Annotated in this window: 21 protein-coding genes; 10 read left to right on the top strand and 11 right to left on the bottom strand. The window is 65.3% G+C overall.

Features of this window, described 5'->3' with window-relative positions; translation table 11 throughout:
• Window positions 1-96: 96 nt before the first annotated feature.
• From RPB_RS09580 to RPB_RS09570, 3 genes are all read right to left on the bottom strand, one after another.
• Complete coding sequence (locus RPB_RS09580; RefSeq protein WP_011440800.1) at window positions 97-711, bottom strand: GNAT family N-acetyltransferase; 615 nt, start codon at window positions 709-711, stop codon at window positions 97-99.
• A gap of 165 nt (window positions 712-876) precedes the next feature.
• Window positions 877-1,806 carry an SMP-30/gluconolactonase/LRE family protein gene (locus RPB_RS09575; protein WP_011440799.1) on the bottom strand — a complete coding sequence of 310 codons (930 nt, stop codon included), beginning with the start codon at window positions 1,804-1,806 and terminating at the stop codon, window positions 877-879.
• 150 nt (window positions 1,807-1,956) lie between these two features.
• A complete protein-coding gene (locus RPB_RS09570) occupies window positions 1,957-2,319 on the bottom strand; it encodes a hypothetical protein (RefSeq protein ID WP_011440798.1) in 363 nt (120 codons plus the stop codon).
• 109 nt (window positions 2,320-2,428) lie between these two features.
• Here RPB_RS09570 and RPB_RS09565 point away from each other — a divergent pair, with 109 nt between their 5' ends.
• A complete protein-coding gene (locus RPB_RS09565) occupies window positions 2,429-2,710 on the top strand; it encodes a GIY-YIG nuclease family protein (protein ID WP_011440797.1) in 282 nt (93 codons plus the stop codon).
• A gap of 499 nt (window positions 2,711-3,209) precedes the next feature.
• On the opposite strand, the gene RPB_RS09560 is transcribed toward RPB_RS09565, so the two are convergent.
• From RPB_RS09560 to RPB_RS09535, 6 genes are all read right to left on the bottom strand, one after another.
• Window positions 3,210-3,863 carry a glutathione S-transferase family protein gene (locus tag RPB_RS09560; protein WP_041798652.1) on the bottom strand — a complete coding sequence of 218 codons (654 nt, stop codon included), beginning with the start codon at window positions 3,861-3,863 and terminating at the stop codon, window positions 3,210-3,212.
• Between the two features lie 232 nt (window positions 3,864-4,095).
• Window positions 4,096-5,871, bottom strand: coding sequence for a B12-binding domain-containing radical SAM protein (locus RPB_RS09555; protein WP_011440795.1), 1,776 nt, complete (start codon window positions 5,869-5,871; stop codon window positions 4,096-4,098).
• A gap of 255 nt (window positions 5,872-6,126) precedes the next feature.
• Window positions 6,127-6,396, bottom strand: coding sequence for a DUF3297 family protein (locus RPB_RS09550; RefSeq protein WP_011440794.1), 270 nt, complete (start codon window positions 6,394-6,396; stop codon window positions 6,127-6,129).
• The gene (locus RPB_RS09545; protein ID WP_011440793.1) at window positions 6,393-6,869 is read right to left on the bottom strand and encodes a glutathione peroxidase; all 477 of its coding nucleotides are present in this window, start codon (window positions 6,867-6,869) and stop codon (window positions 6,393-6,395) included. The genes RPB_RS09550 and RPB_RS09545 overlap by 4 nt, the downstream gene beginning before the upstream one ends.
• Before the next feature lie 10 nt (window positions 6,870-6,879).
• Window positions 6,880-8,277 (bottom strand): amidase family protein, encoded by a 1,398-nt coding sequence (locus RPB_RS09540; RefSeq protein WP_011440792.1) that lies wholly within the window; start codon window positions 8,275-8,277, stop codon window positions 6,880-6,882.
• 68 nt (window positions 8,278-8,345) lie between these two features.
• Window positions 8,346-8,603, bottom strand: coding sequence for a DUF6894 family protein (locus RPB_RS09535; protein ID WP_011440791.1), 258 nt, complete (start codon window positions 8,601-8,603; stop codon window positions 8,346-8,348).
• 122 nt (window positions 8,604-8,725) lie between these two features.
• Here RPB_RS09535 and pip point away from each other — a divergent pair, with 122 nt between their 5' ends.
• From pip to RPB_RS09495, 8 genes are all read left to right on the top strand, one after another.
• Complete coding sequence (gene pip, locus RPB_RS09530; protein ID WP_011440790.1) at window positions 8,726-9,715, top strand: prolyl aminopeptidase; 990 nt, start codon at window positions 8,726-8,728, stop codon at window positions 9,713-9,715.
• Between the two features lie 13 nt (window positions 9,716-9,728).
• A complete protein-coding gene (locus RPB_RS09525; RefSeq protein ID WP_011440789.1) occupies window positions 9,729-10,400 on the top strand; it encodes a DUF4286 family protein in 672 nt (223 codons plus the stop codon).
• Window positions 10,401-10,627: 227 nt separating this feature from the next.
• Window positions 10,628-13,480: a bifunctional transaldolase/phosoglucose isomerase gene (locus RPB_RS09520; protein ID WP_011440788.1), complete on the top strand. Its 2,853-nt coding sequence runs from the start codon at window positions 10,628-10,630 to the stop codon at window positions 13,478-13,480.
• 63 nt (window positions 13,481-13,543) lie between these two features.
• Window positions 13,544-14,581: a phosphogluconate dehydrogenase (NAD(+)-dependent, decarboxylating) gene (gnd, locus tag RPB_RS09515; protein WP_011440787.1), complete on the top strand. Its 1,038-nt coding sequence runs from the start codon at window positions 13,544-13,546 to the stop codon at window positions 14,579-14,581.
• On the top strand, window positions 14,578-16,092 hold the full coding sequence (zwf, locus tag RPB_RS09510) for a glucose-6-phosphate dehydrogenase (protein ID WP_011440786.1): 1,515 nt from the start codon (window positions 14,578-14,580) through the stop codon (window positions 16,090-16,092). The genes gnd and zwf overlap by 4 nt, the downstream gene beginning before the upstream one ends.
• A complete protein-coding gene (pgl, locus tag RPB_RS09505) occupies window positions 16,089-16,835 on the top strand; it encodes a 6-phosphogluconolactonase (protein ID WP_011440785.1) in 747 nt (248 codons plus the stop codon). The genes zwf and pgl overlap by 4 nt, the downstream gene beginning before the upstream one ends.
• A gap of 28 nt (window positions 16,836-16,863) precedes the next feature.
• Window positions 16,864-17,361, top strand: a complete 498-nt coding sequence (locus tag RPB_RS09500) for a gluconokinase (RefSeq protein ID WP_049824669.1) — start codon at window positions 16,864-16,866, stop codon at window positions 17,359-17,361.
• Window positions 17,358-18,170, top strand: a complete 813-nt coding sequence (locus RPB_RS09495; RefSeq protein ID WP_011440783.1) for a Cof-type HAD-IIB family hydrolase — start codon at window positions 17,358-17,360, stop codon at window positions 18,168-18,170. Before RPB_RS09500 ends, RPB_RS09495 begins: the two co-directional genes overlap by 4 nt.
• 10 nt (window positions 18,171-18,180) lie before the next feature.
• Here RPB_RS09495 and RPB_RS09490 read toward each other — a convergent pair whose 3' ends face one another.
• Complete coding sequence (locus RPB_RS09490) at window positions 18,181-19,986, bottom strand: glycoside hydrolase family 15 protein (RefSeq protein ID WP_011440782.1); 1,806 nt, start codon at window positions 19,984-19,986, stop codon at window positions 18,181-18,183.
• Complete coding sequence (malQ, locus tag RPB_RS09485; protein WP_011440781.1) at window positions 19,976-21,949, bottom strand: 4-alpha-glucanotransferase; 1,974 nt, start codon at window positions 21,947-21,949, stop codon at window positions 19,976-19,978. Before malQ ends, RPB_RS09490 begins: the two co-directional genes overlap by 11 nt.
• Window positions 21,950-22,136: 187 nt before the next feature.
• Here malQ and RPB_RS09480 point away from each other — a divergent pair, with 187 nt between their 5' ends.
• A complete protein-coding gene (locus RPB_RS09480; RefSeq protein ID WP_041798144.1) occupies window positions 22,137-24,092 on the top strand; it encodes an alpha-1,4-glucan--maltose-1-phosphate maltosyltransferase in 1,956 nt (651 codons plus the stop codon).
• The last annotated feature ends 2 nt before the right edge of the window (window positions 24,093-24,094 follow it).

The raw sequence follows: 24,094 nt of genomic DNA, 5'->3' as shown, positions 1-24,094 counted from the left end.
TATGCAGGTCACAGAATGACGTAGATCAAACAGAGGCGATTTGGCCGATCATTCTTTCGACCGGCAAGCTGATAGCAGGTCGGAACTTGATCGATATCAACGGGCGCCTGCTGCTTCCGGCCGAGGCTTGCCGGAGAGCTGATAGTTAAGATGAGCCTTCACGGTCGGCCATTCGGCGGCGACGATCGAATACACCACGGTATCGCGCAACGTCCCGTTGGATGCGATCTGATGATTGCGCAGAATGCCGTCCTGCTTGGCTCCGAGCCGCTCGATCCCGCGCCGGGACTGATGGTTGAAGAAGTGTGTACGAAACTCGACGGCGATGCAGTCGAGTGCCTCGAAGGCGTGCTGCAGCAGCAACAGCTTGCATTGCGTGTTCAGCCCGGTCCGCTGCACGCGCCGCGCGTACCAGGTGGAACCGATCTCGACCCGGCGGTTGGCGGCATCGACGTTCATGTAAGTGGTCATGCCGGCGATCCGGCCGTCGGCGTCCTTCACCGTCCAGGGCAGCATCGCGCCCTGCGCCTGCAGCGCCAGCCGCCGGGCGATCTCGGCGTCCATCTTCTCCGGCGACGGCACGGCCGTGTACCAAAGTTTCCACAGCTCGCCGTCTTGCACCGCCTCGATCAGCCCGTCGCGATGCGCCGGCTGAAGCGGCTCCAACGTCGCGTGGGGGCCGCTGAGGGTGATCGGTTCGAGCCAGGGCATTGCCATTTTCCTTGGTGGACTTTTTCCGCTCTCCCTTACTCCGCGAGGGCCGGGCTTGTCCCGGTCATCGACGGTGAATTCAGGAGCGATTTGCTGAAACAATAGGCTTACCTCAGGCCAAAGCCCCGGCGCGCCGCCGCCCGGTTTGTCCCCTCGACGGCGTGACTACTTGTTCAGGAAGTTCAGCGGCAGACCAGGCCGCGGCCAGTCCATCGCGATCAGTTCGCCCTTGCCTGACAGCGTGATGTAGGCAGTCTTCAGCTCGGGGCCGCCGAACGCGATGTTGGTGGTGACGCGGTCGCCGGTCGGCACCTGCTCGACCAGCGTGCCGTCCGGCGCGATCACCGAAATGCAGCCCGACACCAGCGTCGCGACGCAGACATTGCCGTTGGCTTCGACCGCGAGCGAGTCGAACATCTGGTAGCCGCCGAGCCCGGCGATCGGCTTGCCCTTCTCGCCACGATAGATCACGTCGCGCGGCTTGACCTCGCCGGGCGACACGATGTCGAAGGCCCACAGCCGCGCCGTCGGCGTCTCGGCGGCGTACATCGTGGCCTCATCGGGCGACAGGCCGATGCCGTTCAGCGGCAGGGTGCCGAACACCTGTTCGGTGATCTCGGTCATGCCGGGCTTGATGTAGTAGGCCGCGCCGACATCCATGTCGCGGGCGCGGCGCTTGCCGAGGTCCGTGAACCACAGCCCGCCATGCCTGTCGAACACCAGATCGTTCGGCCCTTTCAGCGGATGCTCGCCGCATTTGTCGAACAGCGTCTCGACCCTGCCGCTGACCAGATCGATCCGCTGGATCGAGCCGCCGATATATTCGTGCGGCTCGGGCGCGCCGGGCATCATCGTGCCGCGCGAGGGAAACCAGCCGAACCCGCCATTGTTGCAGATGTACATCTTGCCGTCGGGGCCGAGCGCCGCGCCGTTGGGACCGCCCGGCACCCTGGCGACCACCTCCTTGCGGCCGTCGGGCCAGATCCGCGTGAGCTGCTGCGCGCGGATTTCCACCAGCACCACCGAGCCGTCGGGCATCACCACCGGGCCTTCGGGAAACGCCAGGTCGGTGGCGAGCACGCGGATGTCGGACATGGTTCCTCCCGATGGTTGTTATTATCGCAGGGCGGACGAGGTCGCGCACGCGCTGCTGATTGACGGGGATGTTAGGTCATGTCGGCGCGCATTGCCAACCCGCGCGGCACTTCGTAATTCCGCAGAATGGAAACGCGCGCACGTTGCGCACTACTTCGCATCGGGCTTCGGCGCGGCGTTCTTGGCCGGGGCCGAGTCCTTGGCCGCCGCGGCTGCGGGCTCGGGCTGCTTCGGCGCGGCCCGTAACGCGGTCAGCGTCGTCTGCATCTCGGCCAGCGCCGATTTTAGCGCCTCGATCTGACGATTGGCGGCGTCGAGCCTCTGCTGCTGATCGCGCCGCGTCTTGTCGAGGGATCTGTGCAGGAACTCGACGTTGCTCTGCAGACAACTGGTGCGGCGCTCCATGGTCTTCTCGGCGGTGCAGATCTCGATGCCGGGCACGTCCTGCGCCGCCGCCACGCCGCCGCAACCGAGCGTCATCAGCATCGCCATCGTCATCGTTCGGCGGGTCATCCTGATCTCCATCCTTGATCGAACCAGCAAGCGGGTTCGGCACGCGGCTGTCAACGCGCCGAGGCCGCGGCGGATTGCCGGACTCACCGCTGCGTGCAAGTTTCGCCCGATGCAGGACCCAGGCGTCGAAGAGTGCTTCGTCTATGTGCTCGGCTGTGCCGGCCCGAACCGCTATCTGACCTATGTCGGCTGGACGCTCGATCTCGACCGCCGATTGTCGCAGCACAACGCCGGCACAGGCGCGCGATCGACCCGCGGCCGACGTTGGGTGCTGATCCACAGCGAGCGCTTCACCAGCCGCCGCGAGGCGATGAGCCGCGAATGGCATCTGAAGCGCGACCGCGCCTTCCGCCGCAGCCTGGCCGCCAAGGCGCGAGGCCTGAAAGGCTGAAGCCCAGGCGCCGGACGGACGCGCTGTGCCGGTTTGCGACAGGATTACTGACCCGTCTTAACGTTTGGAACGCGGCCGGAACGGATCATGGCCGAATCACTGCGAGTCGCCCGTTCCGACCGTTCACGCCCCAGATCTGGGCACGCTTCGCTCGTCGGCCCACAACATCCCACGGCCGACGCGCGCGCCCGACGCGGCCGGCTCTCCAAATCGTTAACAGCAGTGCGGCCATGGGAACTCTTCGCTGCGTTTCGCAGCCGCCGCGGTCTCCGACGGCCGCGCAGGATAATTGTCCCGTGTTGAGACAGTTTCCCTGACTGATCTTAAGATCTGGAACAGTGACGGAACGAAACGCCGACGAATCACTGCGAATCGGGGGATCAGCGCGTTCACGCCCCAGATCTCGGCGAGGCTGCGTGCAGGGGCACGACATCTATGGCGACCTCCCTACCTTACCACCGCTGCAAGCGCCCAAACGTTAACATTTGCCGGACCACGTTCACTGTGAAACCGCGAGTTCTTCGATCTCGGCCGGCTCCTGCTGCGCGGCCGCGATCCATTCGCGCATCTCCGGCATCTCCATGATCGTCCCCGCGTAAGCCCCAAGCGCCGGCTCGAGTGCGACGTCGTAGGTGACGAACCGCGTCACCACCGGCGCGTACATCGCGTCCGCCATTGTCCGCGCGCCGAACAGGAACGGTCCACCGGATCGGCTCAGGCAGCCGCGCCAGATGGTGCAGACCCGGTCGATATCGGCCTGCGCGCGCGGCCAAATCTTGAAACCGGGAAAATGTCCCTTCAGATTGACCGGCAGCGAGGCGCGCAGCGTGGTGAAGCCGGAATGAATCTCGCCGCAGATCGAGCGGCAATGCGCCCGCGCGATCCGCTCCGCCGGCAGCAATCCGGCATCGGGCCTGACCTCATTGAGATACTCCGCAATCGCCAGCGTATCCCAGATCTCCGCGCCGTCGTGGCGCAGGCAAGGCACCAGCATCGAGGACGACAACAGCAGGATCTCGGCCCGCGCCGCGGCGTCATCCGGCGGAACGACGATCTCGTCGAAATCGAGCCCTGCGAATTTGGTGAGAAGCCAGCCTCGCAGTGACCAGGATGAGTAGTTCCTGCTGCTGATCGTCAGCGTGGCGTTCGCCATCATTTGCTCCAGAATACCCGTCGCAGCTCGGGCCGCAGGCATCAGGCCGAGCCGAAACGAGCCCGTGCTTAACGATCGATTGTTTCAGGGTGATTTCGTCGCACAGGGGGACGTGGCAGATCAGCGCGCGTTCTGGACATGGCCGGGAATGCGCTGCGCCGCTCGCCGCCGTCGCACCGCGATCGTGAATTAGGGCCAGACGCTTGGCTGCGGGCGCAGCCCACGGTCCGCGCTACGCCGCGCCGCGGGTCAGGCTCAGCACCTTGTTCCGGTGCGCCACCGCCTGTTTTGCAGCGGTGGTTTGGGTGAACATCTCGAGTTCGGTCTCGTCGTCGTCCGATACCGGCGTCAGCGCCGCATCGGTGTAGTCATGACGCATCGGGTCGCGCGCCACCCGGTAGGCGACCTTGCTCAGCCCGAACGCGGTCGACAGGACCACGCCGCTCTTGCGCGCCAGTTCGAGCGCGAGCCGCGGCCAGAACAATAGCCCATGTTCGGCCGGCAGGCCGGGCCGCCGTTCCGACGGATGCCGCAGTCGGAAGATACCGCTCTGCAACGGATGAACATTCTCCAGCGACACCGCCAGCGAGAAGATCAGCAGCAGCTTGACCATGCTGCCGAGCTTGATCCCGCTCTTTGCGGCGCGGCGCAGCAGCGTCTCGATATGTGCAGGTTCGTAATAGTGCCGCCAGGCCTGCTGATAGATATCTTCCCACGCCTGCCGCGACATCTTCGGATGGGCGGTGCAGACGTGTTCGATATCGTATTTGTTGAGGTCGGCATCCATCGCGATCCCGGCCTTCCACAGCGTCTGATGATCTTCCGAGCCCGGCAGCGGCGTCAGGCAGAAGAACTCCAGAATGTCGATCGGCAATTCGCGCTTGATGATATCGAGATCGGCGAGGATGCTCTGCGGCGTGTCGGCCGGAAAGCCGAGGATGTAGCCCGCCAGCGTGATCACGCCCTGGGCCCGCCAGGCCAGCAGCATCGCGCGATATTCGGTGATCTTGTTCTGCCGCTTCTTGGCCTGCAGCAGATTCTCCGGGTTGATGCTTTCGAGGCCGAGAAAGACGCGGGTGACGCCGGCGCGCTTGGATTTCTCGACGAAGTTCGGGATCTTGTGGCACAGCGTGTCGACCTGGATCATCAGGCCGAGCGGGATGCCTTGCTCTTCCTTCAGCCAGATCAGCCGGTCGAGGATCGCCTCCCAATCCTTGTTGCGGGCGAAATTGTCGTCGGTGATGAAGAACTTGGAGACGCCCTGCTGCCAGTTGGCGCGCACCAGCGCCTCGACATCGTCGGCCGATCGGTAGCGCGACTTGCGTCCCTGCACATTGATGATCGTACAGAACGAACATTGATACGGGCAGCCGCGGCCGGCATCGAACGAGGTCGACAGGCCGAGCGTACGCTTGACGTTGGCGATCGGCAGAAACGGCACCGGCGTGCCTTCGATGCCGGGCAGATCGTCGAGGTAGTTGTACAGCGGCTGCAATCGGCCCTTCGCCGCATCCTGCAGCAGCAGATCGATCCGGCCCTCCGCCTCCCCGGCGAAGATCGACACGCCGAGGTCGCGGCAGGCGTCGAGATCGACCGCCTTGCCGTCCAGCATCGACAAACAACCCGAGACGTGAAAACCGCCGATCGCGACCGGAATGCCGGCGTCCCGGAACGGCTTCGCGATGTCGAGCGCGCGTGGATACTGGTTCGACTGCACGCCGATCAGGCCGACCATGCCGAAATTGCCGTGCGCGGCGAGCCGTTTCAACAGCTTCGGAATATCGATCCTGGTGTTGAACTCGTCCATTGCCTCGATGTCGATCTCGACATCAGGGCCGAGCACCTGGCGCGCAGCGCTTTCCTGGGCGATGCCGTAGACGCTGGCCAGCGAATTCGAGGGGATCGTGGCGCGCCACCAGCGGATCACGTAGCCGTCCTCGCCATAGTGCGACGGCTTGATCAGCAGCAGTTGAAAACGCCGCTTCGGCCGGCTCTCGGCGATCGACACCAGCTATCCTCCTGCAAATGCAGTCGTGACACGAAGTCTGACGGGCGGAGAACAAACGAATTCGGCCGGATGCTGCCGGGAACGACGCGCGGCCGCAAGCCCAATCGGCAGGCTCCGGCCCGAACCTTCAATTGACCATCGCAAAGTTGCGCAAATGCCGCAGCTTTGCGGCCAAAACAGCACAAGATTGTCGCAGCACAGTCATCAAGACGCGATCAGTAACAAATCTCACCGGCGCGTCACGCGTTCAGTGCGTCAGCTACGCGGACGGATATAGGGCTCGACCGGGCCGTGCACCTTGATCGCGAGCTGATTGCCGAAGCGGTCCTTCGCCGTTCCGGCCGCGACGCGGACCCAACCCTCGCTGATGCAATATTCGATGACGTTGGTCTTTTCCTGCCCCTTGAAGCGGATACCAACGTCGAGTTCGAGGATCGCTTCATTGTAGTACGGGCTGTTCGGCTCGATCGAGAGACGGTCCGGGAATTCGATAGCAGGCGCAGCGGTCGTGGTTTTATCGGTCATAGCAAGGTCTCGATATCCTTTGCGAGCGACTCCGGCGTGGTCGTCGGCGCGTGCCGCGATATCACATGGCCGGACCGATCGACCAGAAATTTGGTGAAATTCCATTTGATCGCCGAGCCGAGCAACCCGCCCTTCTCGTCCTTGAGAAATGTGTACAGCGGATGCGCCTGCGCGCCATTGACGTCGATCTTGGCGAACATCGGGAAACTGACGCCGTAATGGGTCGAGCAGAATTGCGCGATCTGCGCCTCGCTGCCGGATTCCTGCGCGCCGAACTGGTTGCAGGGGAAGCCGAGCACCGAAAATCCGCGCGCGCCGTATTTCTGCTGTAGTGCTTCGAGGCCCTTGTATTGCGGCGTGAATCCGCAGGCACTGGCGGTGTTGACGATCAGCAGCACCTGCCCCTCGAACCGCTTCAGCGGCAGCTCTTCGCCCGCAAGCGTCCTGGCCGAAAAATCATAAATCGACGCCATCGTCGCCGCCCTACCGCACCGGATCGATCGGCGACGCCGGCGTGCCGCCGGCCTCGATCGCCTCGCCGGCGAGCAGGCACAGATCTTCGCGATAGCGGCCGGCGACCAGTTGCACGCCGACCGGTACCCGGCCGACCAGCCCGGTCGCAACCGTCAGTCCGGGCAGACCCATGAACGGGATGCCGACCTGGGGCATCTGCGCCGCCCACACCCGCTTGAACGAGGCTTCGTCCTTCAGATCCAGCCGCTGCGGAAACGGCAATTCGCCCGACACCGGCATCAGCAGCACCGCGTAGCGCTCGAAGAAAAGCTGCCAGTCGCGCGTCAGCGTCGCCCTGCGCACCAGGAGTTTGGAGAATGCCGCAGCATCGGGAATTTCCCGGTCGCGATTGCCGTTGAGGCAGGCCAGCGCGCCCTCGTCGCCCTCGCGCTCGGCGGCCGCGAGCATCGCCTGATAGCCGTCGCCGAGCCACAGCCGCGCCTGCAGATCGGCAGCCTCACGCAGCGGCGGCGTGTTCGGCAATTCCTCGACGCTCCAGCCGGCCTGCTCCAGCCGGCGCGCGGCGTCGACCACCGCGTCGCGCACCTCGGGGACGACCTCGAGTCCATCGGGCGCGATGCACAGCGCGGCGCGCTTCGGCATCGGCGGGCCGTCCAGCGGCGCCGGCACCCACCACGGATCGCGCGCGTCCGGCTGCGACATCACCGCGAGCGCGATCCGCAGATCGCCGATCGTCCGCGCCAAGGGGCCCGACACCGCGCTGATCTGCGGACAGATCGGACGCTCCGGCGACGAGGCATTGTAGGCGGCGATCCGCCCGAGCGTCGGCCGCAGGCCGTGAACGCCGCAGGCATAGGCGGGATAGCGGACCGAGCCCGCGATATCGGTGCCGTGCGCGATATGGCCGATGCCGGCCGCGACCGCCGCGCCGGCGCCGCCCGACGAGCCGCCCGGCGTGATCGAGGAATCGCGCGGGTTCAGCGTTTCGCCGTGGAGTTTGTTCGACGTGAACCAGCGATAGGAGAACGCCGGCGTATTGGTGCGACCGACGATCACGGCGCCGGCCTTGCGCAGATTGTCGACCACCGGATTGTTGGACGCAGCGATCAGGTCGCGTTGCTGCGTCAGACCGTTGGTCGTGGCGAAGCCTTGCTGATCGACATTGACCTTGACCGTGACCGGCACGCCGGCCAGCAGACCAGCGTCGTCGCCGCGCTGAAGCGCGGCGTCGACCGCGTCGGCTTGCGCCAGCGTCACGTCGGGGCGATGGTCGATCACCGCATTGATCGCCGGATTGACGGAATCGAGCCGATCCAGCGCCGCCTGTGCTGCTTCGCGCGCAGACACCTTGCGGGCACGGATCAATGCGGCCAGGTCGGCCGCGGACAATCGCCAGATTTCCTGCATGTTCCCCTCGGTTGACAATGACGTGATAGCGCGGCCCCCGATGCGGCGCTACCGTGAATCCACCCGCATCAATGCCTGTTCCGCGGCAAGGGCGGCATATCGATCAGCGCTTCGCTGAACGGAAAATCCAGCACGACGTCGCCGTCCTCGTCGGTGACTTCGAGGCTGGCGCGGATCAGATCGACCTGAGCGGCCTCGGTCTTGACGATTTCCTTGATCGTCGCGCGCGCGACTTGCCAGGCGTGATCCGCATCGCGCAGATCCTCGCCTTCCGGGTCTGGGATCAGTTCCTCACCGATCCGTGTATTGAAGAAATATCTCGGCATCCATGGCTTCCGTCTTGTCCTCCGCAAAGGTGAGGGCAAGTTGCGCGATGCGCAACCCTGTCTCCCGCATGACGCTTCATCGGCTGCTCGCATCGGTGAAGGTTTCCCTGTAACGAAACGTGATGGCACCCGACGCAAAATCCGAGATCCGGTCCGACGACAGCACCAAGGCCGCAGCGCCGCTCAGCTCTCGAATGCTCGCGGTCGGCGACGGCCATGAAATCTATGTCGAAACCAACGGTAACGCCGACGGTCTTCCCGCGGTCTATCTGCATGGCGGCCCGGGAAGCGGTTGTCAGCCGGACCACCGGAGGCTGTTCGATCCGCGGCGGTTTCACGCCGTGCTGTTCGATCAGCGCGGCGCCGGCCGCAGCCGGCCGAAAGGCGGGCGTGAGGCGAACACACTGCCGCATCTGATCGCCGATATGGAGTCGATCCGCACCACGCTCGGGATCGAACGTTGGCTTGTGGTCGGCGGCTCGTGGGGGGCGACGCTGGCGCTGGCCTATACGCAGGCACATCCGCAACGCGTCAGCGGCATCGTGCTGCGCGCGACCTTCCTCGGTACCCGCGCCGAGCTCGAGGAGGCGTTTCTGTCCACCCTGCCGCGTTTCTATCCGGAACTGTCTGCTGATTTTCTGGGCATGCTGCCGGAGGCCGAGCGCGCGGCGCCGCTCGACGCCTATTGGCGCCGAATCCTCGATCCAGACCCGGCGGTGCATGGCCCCGCGGCGCGGGCCTGGGGCGAAACCGAATCGATCATGTCGCAGATCGCACCGAAGCGACATCGCCTCGAGGTCTTCGACAAGAACAACAGCCGGCCGATGCCGTCGACACCGTTCATGGAAGCGCACTACTTCGCGCATGACTGCTTCATGCGCCCCGATCAGTTGCTGCAGGGAGCGCGCGCGCTCGCCGGCATTCCCGGCATCATTGTGCAGGGTCGTTACGATCTGCTGTGCCCGCCCGCCACCGCGCATCGGCTGATCGCGGCGTGGCCGGACGCCGAGCTCCGCATCGTCGATGCCGCCGGGCATCTTCTGTACGACCCGGGGATTCGCGACGCGGTGATCGCCGCGATCGACGACGTCGCAGGCAGGATAACAACGTAAAGGACATTGGCGGATGCCGCTCGCCGGACAGGGAATGCTGCTGACCTCAATGGACGTCGATCCGGCCGACGAGGCCGACTTCAATCGCTGGTACGACCGCGAACACATCGCCGAGCGCGTCGCGATCGACGGCTTTCTCGAAGCCCGGCGCTACGTCGCGCACGACGCCTCGCCGAAATATCTCGGCCTGTATTCGACCCGGACGTTCGACGTGCTGAGCAGCCCGGCCTATCGCGCGGCGCTCGCCAATCAGACCGAATGGTCGAACCGCAATATCGCCAAATTCCAGAACATGATCCGCGGCGTGGCGCGGATCACCGCGAGCCGCGGCCAGGGTCGCGGCGCCGTGCTCGGCCTGGTCCGGATCAGGCCCGCTCTCGGCAGCGAGGCGACGTTGCGCGCGGCCATCGCCGAGCGACTCGATCCGCTGCCGTTCGACGGCCTCATTTCGATGCATCTTCTGGAAAACGATCCGGCCTTGTCGAGGCCGCTGACCGACCCGCCCGGCGTGGTCAGTCCCGGGGCGTTGGACTGGTTCGTCCTGATCGACGGCACCGGCGTCGACGCCGTGCGAACTGCAACGGCCGGTTTCGAGCGGAGCATCGTGGAAAACGGATCGGCGGTGGTCAGCGCCGGAATCTACAAACTGCTGTGGGACCTGTCGAAAAGCGATCTCGGCGACTGACCCGGACGGTGCTGTAATTCCAGCATCACATGATTGCGATAGACATCGGCCCGGAACCGTTTGGCATTTCAAACGTATTTTACCCTCAGCGGGATCGGCTGACACACTGGCAGGCGCACGCAAGCCGGCACCGAGCAAGCTGACACTGAGGATGAGTTGACAAGCCTCCGCTCCCGGACGGAAATGCCCGCGAGGCCTCATCCGCACAGAATGAACAGACCAGGCACATGAACCCCGTCAAAGCGCTCGAACAACACGGCCAGGCAATCTGGCTGGATTTCTTGGCCCGCGGCTTTATCGCCAAGGGCGACCTGACGAAGCTGATCGACGCCGACGGCGTGAAGGGTGTCACCTCCAACCCATCGATCTTCGAAAAGGCGATCGGCTCCTCGGACGAATATGACGGCGCGATCGGCGCCGCTCTCGCGCAGGGCGACCGTTCGGTCGGCGAATTGTACGAGGCGGTCGCGGTCGAGGACATTCAGCACGCAGCCGATGTGCTGCGCCCGACCTACGACAAGCTCGAAGGCCGCGACGGCTTCGTCAGCCTCGAGGTCTCGCCCTATCTGGCGCTCGACACCAAGGCGACGATCGTCGAAGCCGAGCGACTGTGGGCCGCGGTGAAGCGCGAGAATTTGATGGTCAAGGTCCCTGCCACACGGCAGGGCCTGCCCGCGATCAAGCAGCTGATTTCCAAGGGCATCAGCGTCAACGTCACGCTGCTGTTCTCGCAGAAGGTCTATGTCGAGGTCGCGGAGGCCTATCTCTCCGGGCTCGAAGCGCTGATCGCGAACGGCGGCGACCCGTCACACGTCGCCAGCGTCGCCAGCTTCTTCGTCAGCCGGATCGACAGCGCGGTCGACAAGGAACTCGACGACAAGATCGCCACCGCCAACGATCCGGCCGAGAAGGCCCGGCTGGAGAAGCTGAAGGGCAAGATCGCGATCGCCAACGCCAAGATCGCTTATCAGGACTACAAGCGGCTGTTCTCCGGCGACCGCTGGAAGAAGCTGCAGGTTTGTGGCGCCAAGCCGCAGCGACTGCTGTGGGCATCGACCGGCACCAAGAACAAAGCCTACAGCGACGTCGTCTATATCGAGGAGCTGATCGGCCCCGACACCGTCAATACCGTGCCGCCGGCGACGCTCGACGCCTTCCGCGATCACGGCAAGCCGCGCGCCAGCCTGGAAGAACACGTCGACGACGCCCGCGCGGCGCTGAAGGATCTCGCCAATGTCGGCGTCTCGCTCGATGCGATCACCGACAGGCTGGTCACCGAAGCAGTGCAGTTGTTCGCGGATTCGTTCGACAAGCTGCTCGGCGCGGTGGCGTTCAAGCGCGAAACCGTGCTTGCCGGCGGCATCGACACCCAGAAGCTCGCACTCGCCGACGATCTCGCCAAATCCGTCAAGGAGCATGGCGAGGACTGGCGCAACACCGGCAAGATCCGTCGGCTGTGGGATCGTGATAAATCGGTGTGGACCGGCACCGACGAAGACAAATGGCTCGGCTGGCTGACTTCGGCCGCGGCGGAGAAGGCGAAGCTCGCCGACTACACCGAATTCGCCAAATGGGTGAAGGCGCGCGGCTTCACCGACGCCGTCGTGCTCGGCATGGGCGGATCGAGCCTCGGTCCCGAAGTGCTCGCCCACACCTTCGCGCAGCAGCCGGGCTTCCCGAAGCTGCATGTGCTCGACTCCACCGATCCGGCGCAGGTGCGCACGCTGGAGCACAGCGTCACGCTCGGAACGACGCTGTTCATCGTGTCGTCGAAATCCGGCGGCACCACCGAGCCCAACGTGATGAAGGATTACTTCTTCGCCCGCGTCGGCGAGACCGTCGGCGCCGACAAGGCCGGACAGCATTTCGTCGCCGTCACCGATCCCGGCTCGTCGATGGAAAAGGTCGCGACCGAAGCGAAGTTCGCCCGCATCTTCCATGGCGATCCGACCATCGGCGGTCGCTATTCGGTGCTGTCACCGTTCGGCATGGTGCCGGCCGCCGCGGCCGGCATCGATCTCGGCCAACTGCTCGACCTGACAATGGCGATGGTCCGCTCCTGCGGGCCTGACGTGCCGCCGCAGGAAAACCCGGGCGTGCAGCTCGGCCTCGCGATGGGCTGCGCCGGGCTGGAAGGCCGCGACAAGGTGACCATCACGTCGTCGAAGGCGATCGCCGATTTCGGCGCCTGGGCCGAGCAACTGATCGCGGAATCGACCGGCAAGGACGGCAAGGGCCTGATTCCGATCGACGGCGAGCCGCTGGCCGCGCCGTCGACTTACGGCAACGACCGGCTGTTCATCGATCTGCGCACCGACGGCGAGAGCGACGCCGCGCACGACGCCAAGCTCGCAGCACTGGAGGACGCCGGCCATCCGGTGGTGCGGATCGTGCTGAAATCAGCCGACGCGATCGGCCAGGAGTTCTTCCGCTTCGAACTCGCCACCGCGGTGGCCGGTGCGATCCTCGGCATCAATCCGTTCAACCAGCCGGACGTCGAATCCGCCAAGATCAAGACCCGCGAACTGACCGCGGCGTTCGAGACCTCCGGCGTCCTTCCGCCCGAGAAGCCGGCTCTGACGACGGCGGACGCCGATCTCTACACCGACGAGTCCAACGTCGCGGCGCTACGCAAGGCCGGGGCCGACGGCACGCTGGATTCGTGGATCAAGGCGCATCTCGCCCGCACGCAGAGCGGCGACTATGTGGCGCTGCTGGCCTATATCGAACGCAATGCGGCGCATATCGACACGCTGCAGTCGATGCGCCTCGCGGTGCGCGACGCCAGGCATCTGGCGACCTGCGCCGAATTCGGCCCGCGCTTCCTGCACTCCACCGGCCAGGCCTACAAGGGCGGGCCGGACAGCGGCGTGTTCCTGCAGATCACCGCCGACGATGCGAACGATCTCGCCGTCCCGGGCCAGAGCGCGAGCTTCGGCGTGATCAAGGCTGCGCAGGCCCGCGGCGATTTCGACGTGCTCACGGAACGTGGCCGTCGCGCGCTCCGCGTCCATCTCAAGGGCGACCTCGGGGCCGGACTGAAGTCGCTGGATAAGGCGATCCGCGACGCACTGAACTAACGACTGAACGACGACAACGAGGCTCCGCATTCAAGCGGAGCCCGGACACATAGGAGATCCTTCATGCAGCTCGGCATGGTCGGCCTCGGACGAATGGGCGGCAACATCGTTCGCCGCCTGATGAAAGATGGCCACCACGCCGTGGTGTATGATCGGGACCCCCAAGCGGTCGACGCCCTGACGCGCGAAGGCGCGACGGGCGCCCAGGGCCTGGAAGATCTGGTCCGCAAGCTCGACGCGCCGCGCGCGGTGTGGGTGATGCTGCCGGCCGGCCACATCACCGAGACCACCATCGAAGCGCTGGGCAAGCTGCTGGCGCCGGGTGATGTGATCATCGATGGCGGCAACACCTTCTGGCAGGACGACATCCGCCGCGCCAAAACGCTCGAGGAAAACAGCATCAGCTACGTCGACGTCGGCACCTCCGGCGGCATCTGGGGCTATGAGCGCGGCTATTGCATGATGATCGGCGGCGACAAACCGGTCTTCGACCGGCTCGATCCGATCTTCGCCACGCTCGCCCCGGGGATCGGCGACATCCCGCGCACGCCGGGCCGCGACGACCGCGACCCGCGCGTCGAGCAGGGCTACATCCATGCCGGCCCGGTCGGCGCCGGGCACTTCGTCAAAATGGTGCACAACGGCATCGAATACGGCCTGATGCAGGCCTATGCCGAAGGCTTCGACATTCTCAAGAACGCCAATATCGACGCGCTGCCGAGCGAGCACCGGTTCGATCTCGACATCGCCGACATCGCCGAAGTGTGGCGGCGCGGCAGCGTGATCCCGTCCTGGCTGCTCGACCTCACCGCCTCCGCGCTCGCGCGCAACGGCGAGCTCGACACTTACTCCGGCTTCGTCGAGGATTCCGGCGAGGGCCGCTGGACCATCAACGCGGCAATCGAGGAAGCCGTGCCCGCCGAAGTGCTGACCTCGGCGCTGTATGCGCGCTTCCGCTCGCGCAAGCAGCACACCTTCGCGGAGAAGATCCTGTCGGCGATGCGCGCGGGATTCGGCGGGCACAAGGAGCCGCAACAGCACCCGGACGCCGCGCATCAGGCCGCGCCGGAAATCCTCAAGCCGAAAGCGGAGCGCGCGTGACCACTCAGGCGAATCCACAGGTTCCGGACGGCTGCGCCTTCGTCATCTTCGGCGTCACCGGCGACCTCACTCACCGCCTGGTGGTTCCGGCGTTGTACAATCTCGCCGAAGCCGATCTGCTGCCGGAGAAATTCTGCGTGGTCGGCATCACTCGCTCGGAGATGTCGAGCGAGGACCTGCGCGCCAGCCTGATGCACGGCCTGCGTAAATTCGCGACGCGGCCGGTGAACGAGGATGTCGCCGACAAGCTGCTGTACTGCGTGACGGCGGTCAGCGCCGATCCGTCCGACCCGCCCTCGTTCGACCGGCTGCGCGAGCGGCTGGAAAAGCTCGAGGCCAATCGCAACACCGGCGGCAACCGGCTGTTCTATCTGGCGACACCGCCCGATGCCTTCGCGCCGATCGCGACCGAACTCGGTCGTGCCGGCCTGCTGCAGGGCAATGATCAGGCGTGGCGCCGGTTGATCGTCGAGAAGCCGTTCGGCACCGACCTCGCCTCCGCCAAAGCGCTGAACGACCATCTGCTCGGCATCGTCGCCGAACACGATCTGTACCGGATCGATCATTATCTCGGCAAAGAGACGGTGCAGAACATCCTGGTGCTACGTTTTTCCAACGGCATGTTCGAGCCGATCTGGAACAGGGATCATATCGACCACATCCAGATCACCGTCGACGAAAAGCTTGGCGTCGGCCATCGCGGCAGCTTCTACGACAAGACCGGCGCGCTACGCGACATGGTGCCGAACCATCTGTTCCAGTTGCTGTCGCTGGTGGCGATGGAGCCGCCGGCGCATTTCAACGCGCATTCGGTGCGCTCGGCCAAGGCCGAAGTGCTCACCGCGATTCAGGTGCAGAACGAAGAGGAAGCGCTGCGCAATTCGGTCCGCGCACAATACATCGCCGGCAAGGTCGGCGACACCGAGATCCCTGATTATCGCAGCGTCAAGGATGTCGCGCCAGGCAGCACCACCGAAACCTATGCGGCGCTGAAGCTGACGATCGACAACTGGCGCTGGGCCGGCGTGCCGTTCTATCTGCGCACCGGCAAGGCGCTCGGCGCCAAGCGTACCGAGGTCGCGATCAAGTTCAAGCAGGCGCCGTTCGCGATGTTCCGCTGCACGCCGGTGGAGCAATTGTCGCAGAACTATCTGGTGATCGGGATCGAGCCGGTCGAAGGCATTTCACTGCAGTTCAACACCAAGATTCCCGGCCCGACGATCGCGATCGACGGCGTCGAGATGAGCTTCCGCTACAAGGATTACTTCAAGGTCGCGCCGAGCAACGGCTACGAGACGCTGCTGCACGACTGCATGATCGGCGACAACATCCTGTTCCAGCGCGCCGACGGCGTCGAGGCCGGCTGGCGCGCGGTGCAGCCGTTCCTCGATGCCTGGGAGAGGGCGGGCGCCAACGGGCTTCAGACCTACGAAGCCGGCAGCGAAGGCCCGCAGGACGCCGAAACCCTGCTCGCCCGCGACGGCCGCAACTGGCGCGGCTCGGCCAGATGAAGGTCGGCGATCATCGCCAGATCGTCACCGCTGCCGATGCCGAAGCGCTGGCGCGGGTCGCGGCGCAGCGGCTGATCGCCCGCATCGCGCTGCATCACGAGCGCCCGGCGATCTGCCTGACCGGCGGCTCCGGGCCGCAGCGGATGTTCGAACTGCTCGCGGGCGAATTCGCCGATCGGATTCCATGGCCGCGCGTGCACTGGTTCATCAGCGACGAACGCTTCGTGCCGTTCGATAGCCCGCTAAGCAACATGGGCGCGATCAAGCGCGTGCTGCTCGACGGCCGCGCGCCGCCGCAGAACATCCACGCCATTCCGGCGCACGACAGCGCCACCCCGGACGAGGCCGCGCAGCGCTACGCGCGCGACTTGCAGGCGTTCTACGGCGCGGCAACGCTGGATCCCAAGCGGCCGCTGTTCGATCTGGTGCTCGGCGGCGTCGGCCCGGACGGCCACACCGCGTCGCTGTTTCCCGGCTGGCCGCAGCTCGAGGTGACCGATCGCTGGGCCGCTGGGGTCGACACGGCGCATGTCGCGCCGTTCGTGCCGCGCGTCACCCTCACCTTTCCGGCGCTGGCGTCGTGTAGCGAGATGCTGTTCCTCGTCCACGGCGCGGCCAAGCGGGAGATCGTCGGCCGCATCTTCGCGGGCGCCGATCTGCCGGCCAGCCGCGCCCGATCCAACGGCGAGACGGTGTGGCTGATCACCGAGGACGCGCTGCCGGAGACCGTTCGTGAGCGCTGACGATCCCCGAGCCCGCGTCCTGATCGTGATGGGCGTGTCCGGCTCCGGCAAGAGCACCATCGGCGAACGGCTCGCCGAGCGGCTCGGCTGGGCCTATCAGGACGGCGACGACTTCCATCCTCCGGGCAATGTCGCGAAGATGAGCGCCGGCCAGCCGCTGACCGACGACGATCGATGGCCGTGGCTGCGCGCGATCGCGGCGGACATCGATCGGATCGCCGACAGCGGCGACCATGCCGTGTTCGGCTGCTCGGCGCTGAAGCGGGCGTATCGCGATATCCTCGTGCACGGCCGCAACGACGTCCGCATCGTCTATCTCGACGGCAGCCGCGAGCTAATCGCGCAGCGGATGGCGGCACGCAAGGATCATTTCATGCCGGCGGGGCTGCTCGACAGCCAGTTCGCGACGCTCGAGAAGCCCACCCCCGACGAGCGCGCCATCACGGTGACCATCGACGCGTCGGTCGCGCAAATCGTCGACGCCATCGTCGTCCAACTCCCTCAGCAACAGGCCTTGAACCGATGAGCCGCATCGCACTGGTGATCTCCGATGTCGACGGCACGCTGCTGACATCCGACAAGCGCCTCACCGACCAGACCCGCGCCGCGGTGGCGAAGCTGCGGCAGGCCGGCCTCGGCTTCACGCTGACGTCGAGCCGGCCGCCGGTCGGGATGCGGATGTTCAGCGATCCGCTCGGCATCACGCTGCCGCTCGGGCCGTTCAACGGCAGTTCGATCGTTGAGCCGTCGCTCGCGGTGATCGAGCAGCACCTCATTCCCGCGGCGGCGGTGAAGACCAGCCTCGATCTGCTCGAGCGCTACGGCATCGACGCCTGGCTCTTCACCAACGACAATTGGTACATCCGCCGCGACGACGGCAAATACGTGCCGCACGAGCAGCGCACCATCCGGTTCGATCCGACCCGGCTCGACGACTTCGCGCCGCTGGCCGACAAGGCCTGCAAGATCGTCGGCGCCAGTCCGGATTTCGCGCTGGTGGCGCGCTGCGAACAGGAATTGCAGGCGGCGCTCGGCGACGCCGCGCTGGCGATCCGCTCGCAGGACTACTACCTCGACGTCACCCCACCCGGTCAGAGCAAGGGCACCTTCGTGCAGGCGATGGCGAGGCGGCTCGGGATCGCGACGGACGCGATCGCCACGCTCGGCGACATGCAGAACGATCTGGCGATGTTTCGCGTGTCGGGCCTTCCGATCGCGATGGGCAACGCCACCGACGACGTCAAGCGGCTCGCGTCGCACGTCACCGCCACGAACGACGACGCCGGCTTCGCGGCGGCGATCGACTTCATCCTCGCCCGCAACGCGCAGATGTGAGGGCGGGCGCCTATTTCGAGCGCTGCACCGCCGGCTTGCCGGTTGCGGCCTTCGCCGCGCTGAGATTATTGGCGGTGATGATCAGCGCGATGTGAGTGAGCGCCTGCGGGAAATTGCCCGTCTGCCGGCCGGCAACGGAATCATATTCCTCGGCGAGAAGGCCGACGTCGTTGGCGATGCCGACGACGCGATCGAACAGCACCTTGGCTTGGTCGATCCTGCCGTCGAACACATAGGCGTCGGCCAGCCACAGGCTGCAGGCGAGGAACGCGCCTTCGACCGGAAGCGGTTCGTCGGGGGTTTCGCGCGGATCGTGGCGCAGCACGAATCCATCATGAATCATGTGGGCCTCGATCGCCGCGACCGTGCCGCGCACGCGCGGGTCGTCCGGCGGCAGGAAGCCGACCGCGGGGATCAACAGCACGCTGGCGTCCAGCACGTCGGCGCCGTAGTGATCGACGAAGGCATTCTGTTTCGCATCGAAGCCCTTGGCGCAGACGTCGCGATGAATCTCGTCGCGCAGCGCGCGCCATGCCGCCAGCGGCGCCTTGAGGCCGAATTTTTCCGCGCTTTTGATGCCGCGATCGAAAGCGACCCAGGTCATCACCTTCGAGAAGACGTAATGTTTGGCCGGGCCGCGGCGCTCCCAGATGCCGCTGTCCGGCTGACTCCAGATCGTCGACAGATGCTTGAGTACGGCGCATTCCATCGCCCAGGAATCGCCGTCGAGTTCGATCCCAGCCATCCGCCATTGGTGGAAGGCGTCGATCAGCTCGCCGTAGACGTCGAGCTGCAGTTGCGCGTGGGCCGCATTGCCGATCCGCACCGGCTGCGCCCCCTCGTAGCCGGGGAGCCAGTCGGCCTGCCATTCCAGCAGCCGGCGATGGCCGTCGATCGAGTACATGATCTGCAATTTGGCCGGCGCGCCGGCGGCTGCGCGCAGCAGCCAGCCGTGCCAGGCCGCAGCCTCCGCGGTGTAGCCGTTGTTCATCAGCGCGAACAGCGTGAAGGTCGCATCGCGCAGCCAGCAGAACCGATAGTCCCAATTGCGCGCGCCGCCCAGTTGCTCCGGCAGCGACGTCGTCGGCGCCGCGACGATGCCGCCGGTGGGCGCGAAGGTCAGCGCCTTCAGCGTGATCAGCGACCGCATCACCAAATCGCGATACTCGCCGGTGTACGTGCATTGGCCGGTCCAGTCCGACCAGAACTCCTCGGTGTCGCGCAGTGCGGCGATCGGATCGATCGTGCCGGGCAACGGCAGGTGCGACGCGCCGTAGGTCATCACGAACGGCACCGTGTCGCCTTCGCTCACCACGAATTCAGCGACCGTCGTCAGGCCTTCGCCGTGGGTGCGCACGGGCGAGCGCAGCACCGTCATGTCCGGACCGCAGATCGCCAGCAATTCACCCGGCTTCTCGCCGCGCTTGACCCACGGAATGTTGACGCCGAAGCCGAAGCGCAGCACCAGATGCATGCGCATCTCGACTTTTCCGGCGTCGCCGCGGACCAGGCGCACGATGTCCGACGCCTTGCCGCGGATCGGCATGAAATCGATCAGCGTGACGGTTCCGGTGTCGGTCTCGAATTGCGTCTCGAGGATCAGACTGTCGCCGCGATAGCGCCGCGTCGTCGTCCTGAGCTCCTGCGACGGGCCGATCTGCCAGTGGCCGTGATTTTCATCGCCCAATAAAGCTGCGAAGCAGGCGTCGGAATCGAACGACGGCCAGCACAGCCAGTCGATCGATCCATTGCGACCGACCAGTGCCGAGGTTTCGCAATCGCCGATCAGCGCATAGTCTTCGATCCTACCCGGCAACGGATGTCACCGCGGACCGGCGCTCCCGCGTCGCGGCGGACAGCGCCTGCTGATTGATCGCCGACGCGATCTCGTCCAGCGCGCGCGGCAGGCGACGGCGCCAGTTCGGATGCTGGAACACGGTGCCGGGCACGTTGGGCTGATCGATCACGCCGAGCAGATCTTCGAGCGAGATCGCCAGCAGTCGCGACCGGGTTCGCGCCAGGAAGGTGAGCACCGCATAGATATCCTCCTGTTCGATGCCCTGCTGCCGCAGCACGTCGCCGAGCATCGCGAAGGCGTATCGCCTGGCATCGTCGCTCTCGCCGGGATCGATCCCCACCGAATGCTTGAACTGCAGGTCTGTCGAGGCGCGCCAGCCCGAATAGGTCGCGAGGTCGTGGGTGTTGAAGGTCACCAGCGCCTCCGGCAGATAATGATCGACGCCGAAGAACCACCCCTGATGGAAGTCGCGCTCGAACATCATCACGCGATACGACCACACGCCCCACGCCGCCAGGCGCTCGCGGAAGCCTTCCGGCACCGTGCCGAGATCCTCGCCGATCACCACGCAGCGATTGGCGACACTCTCCTGCGCGGTGACCGCCAGCAGCGCTTCGAACGGCATCTGCACATACACGCCGCTGTCGGCGGCGTAGCCGTGCGGCACCAGATACAGCCGGTTCAAGCCGAGAACATGATCGAGCCGGATCGCGCCGGCATAGCGCATCGAGGCGCGCAGCATCTCGCGGAACGACGCAAAGCCGGTGAGTTCGAGCCCCGCGGCGTTGAAGCCCGCGAGGCCCCAGTTTTGCCCGGCCGAGTTCAACTGGTCCGGCGGCGCGCCGACCGACAGATGCCGGGAGATCGCGACCTGCTCGTTCCAGGCGTCGAAGCCGTCGCTCTGCACGCCGACCGCAACGTCGAGATAAAGCCCGACATCCATGCCGCGCGCGGCAGCGAGGTCGTGGCAGGCGCGCAACTGATCGTCGGCGCACCATTGGACGTATTCGATGAATTCGATCTCGGCGCCGTCGGCACCGTCACGCAAGCGGGCGCAACGGACATCGTCGGGATGCTGCCATTCATCCGGCCATTCCCACCACGGCTTGGCGAACCGATGCCTCAGCGCCTCGAAGCAGGCGAACCGGGTCAGCAGCGGAGCGCGCTCGCGGCGAAAGGCCTCGAACGCGGCGCGTCGATCCGGCGCCGGCGCGGCGCGAAACGCCGCGTGAGCCATCCGTAGCGCACGCCATTTGAGATCGGCCGATTTCGGATAGTCGATCAGTTCCGCGTCGCGCAGCGGCGCGAGCGCGTCCGCGGCGCCCGGCAGATCGGCGAGTTTGAATTCGGGCAGTCGCTCGACATCGATATACAGCGGGTTGAGAAACATGCGGCTGTTGGGCGAATACGGACTGCAGTCGCCCGGCCGATCGTCGAACAGCGCATGCAACGGATTGAGGCCGATGCCGCCTGCGCCCCATCCGGCCGCAATCTCGATCAATCGCGCCAGATCGGTGAAGTCGCCGATGCCCCAATTGCGCGCGGAGCGCAGTCCGTAGAGTTGCACCGCGATGATCCAGGAGCGATCGAACTCGCCGCGAAAGGCGGTGGGCGGCGTCACCAGGAGCGGCGCCTCCTCAGTGTGACCGCCCGCGTCTGAAAGATGCAGACGATAGCTGCCGACCGGCAAATGCGACGGCCAGGTGACGCGGCGCTGCTGGGTCGTCCCTTCCGCCACGCAGGCGTCGCCTGCGACAATTTTCCACGCCACCGGCAAGACCGCTGCATCGCTCAGATCTGCAGCAGCCTCTTCCCCGGCCCGAACAACGGCGATCCGGTCGAGCAATCGATGCGTCGACCGCACCGGCATCGCATCGAGAACGATCTTGAGGGCGTCGGGCGGAGTGACGTGGCGCTGCCCCTGCCCATCGAAGAATTCGGTTTGAATTCCGAGTTCTGCAGCTTTGGTCAATAAATCCATCAGGCACGCTGTCTGCGTCGCCGCGCGGGGTGCGCGGCGAATCCGCCAATTCCGAAGAGGATAGTCGTCTGCAACGCGATTGCGTAGAGTGAGTTCCGGGAACTTTGCCGTTCCTGAGGCTTTGTTACGAGACGACCGGGCGTTGTTCGACTTCCAGGGAAATAGGGCTACGGTCCTATCGCATCACGTGAACAGATCGACTCAAGCATTCCAGACCGTCTCGGCTGGCGGCGCTTTCCAAATTGAAGATATCTTCCCGATCATCGACAGCGGCCGATTTCCCGTCAAGCGGGTTGTCGGCGAGCCCATCGAGATCTGGGCGGACGTGTATCGCGACGGTCACGAGGTGATCGCTGCGGCGCTGGTCTGGCGGCGCGAGCAGGATCAGGATTGGCAGCGCGTCCCGATGCGTCACGTCGTCAACGATCGCTGGACCGCCTCCTTCGTGCCCGATCATATTGGACGATATGTCTATGCGATCGAAGCGTGGACCGACGAATTCGCGACCTGGCGGCACGGCATCGAGCTGAAGCAGAAGGCGGGGCAAGACGTCGCACTCGACGCGCTGGAAGGCGCCGGGATGCTGACCAAAGCTCTGAACGGCGGGCACGAAGCGCTGACCGTTATTCAGCGGCAATGCGAGGACTATCTGCAGACCGGCGACGTGGCGCCTTTGCTCACCCCCGAATTGCGCGACGCGATGGCCGAAAGCCAGGCGCGGCCGGACGTCACCCGCTCCGCGCTGCTGCCGCTGATGATCGACCGCGAACGCGCCCGCTGCGGAGCGTGGTACGAGATGGTGCCGCGCAGCCAGAGCACGGTGCCCGGCCAGCACGGCACCTTCCGCGACTGCATCGCAAGGTTGCCGGACATCGCGGCGATGGGCTTCGATGTGCTGTATTTCACGCCGATCCACCCGATCGGCCGCGTCAATCGCAAAGGCCGCAACAACTCGCTGAAGGCCGACCCCGGCGATCCGGGCAGCCCCTATGCGATCGGTGCTGAGGAAGGCGGCCACGACGCGGTGCATCCCGAGCTCGGCACGCTCGACGATTTCCACGCGCTGGTCGAAGCCTGCAAGCTGGTGAACGTCGAGATCGCGCTCGACATCGCGGTGCAATGCTCGCCGGATCACCCGTGGCTGAAGCAGCATCCGGACTGGTTCAAGCGCCGTCCCGACGGCTCGATGAAATACGCCGAGAACCCGCCGAAGAAATACGAGGACATCGTCAATCCGGATTTCACCTGCGAGGACGCCGGCTCGCTGTGGAATGCGCTGCGCGACGTGATCCTGTTCTGGGTCGACCACGGCGTGAAGATCTTTCGGGTGGACAACCCGCACACCAAGCCGCTGCGGTTCTGGGAATGGCTGATCCACGAGGTTCAGCTCGCTCACCCCGACGTGCTGTTTCTCGCCGAGGCCTTCACCCGGCCGAAGCTGATGAAGGGGCTCGCCAAACTCGGCTTCAGCCAGTCCTACACCTACTTCACCTGGCGGACGCAGAAGTGGGAGATCGAGGAATACTTGCGCGAACTGACAGGCTATCCGGAGCGTGATTTCTACCGCCCGAATTTCTTCGTCAATACCCCGGACATCCTCCCCTACCATCTGCAGGGCGGCGAGCCGTGGATGTTCAAATCCCGCCTTGCGCTCGCCGCGATGCTGTCATCGACCTATGGCATCTATAACGGCTTCGAGCTGATCGAACACGCGCCGATCCCCGGCAAGGAGGAGTATCTCGATTCCGAAAAATACGAGATCAAGGTCCGCGACTGGGACAGACCGGGCAATATCAAGCCTTATATCCGCGAGATCAATCAGGCCCGCCGCAACAATCCGGCGCTTCAGCAGACGAGCAATCTTCGCTTCGTGGATATCCAGGATCCCAACGTGACCGGCTTCGTCAAATACTCAACGGACCTGACCAACGTCGTGGCCGTCGCGATCGCGCTGTCGCGCGATTTCCATGAATTCTGGTTTCCGCTCGGCGACACCCAGGTCGAGGTCGGCGGCGAGCGCCGCCCGGTCGTGGCGGTCGAGAATCTGCTCACCGGCGAGCGGCACGCCGTGGAATGGGGCGGCCTCACGCTACGGATCGATCCGCAACGCGATCCTGCGCTGCTTTTCCGCTGCCTGGCGTGAGG

It is taken from the genome of Rhodopseudomonas palustris HaA2, assembly GCF_000013365.1.
In the GTDB taxonomy this organism is placed as follows: domain Bacteria; phylum Pseudomonadota; class Alphaproteobacteria; order Rhizobiales; family Xanthobacteraceae; genus Rhodopseudomonas; species Rhodopseudomonas palustris_J.
This window is presented reverse-complemented; position numbering and strand designations above follow the sequence as displayed.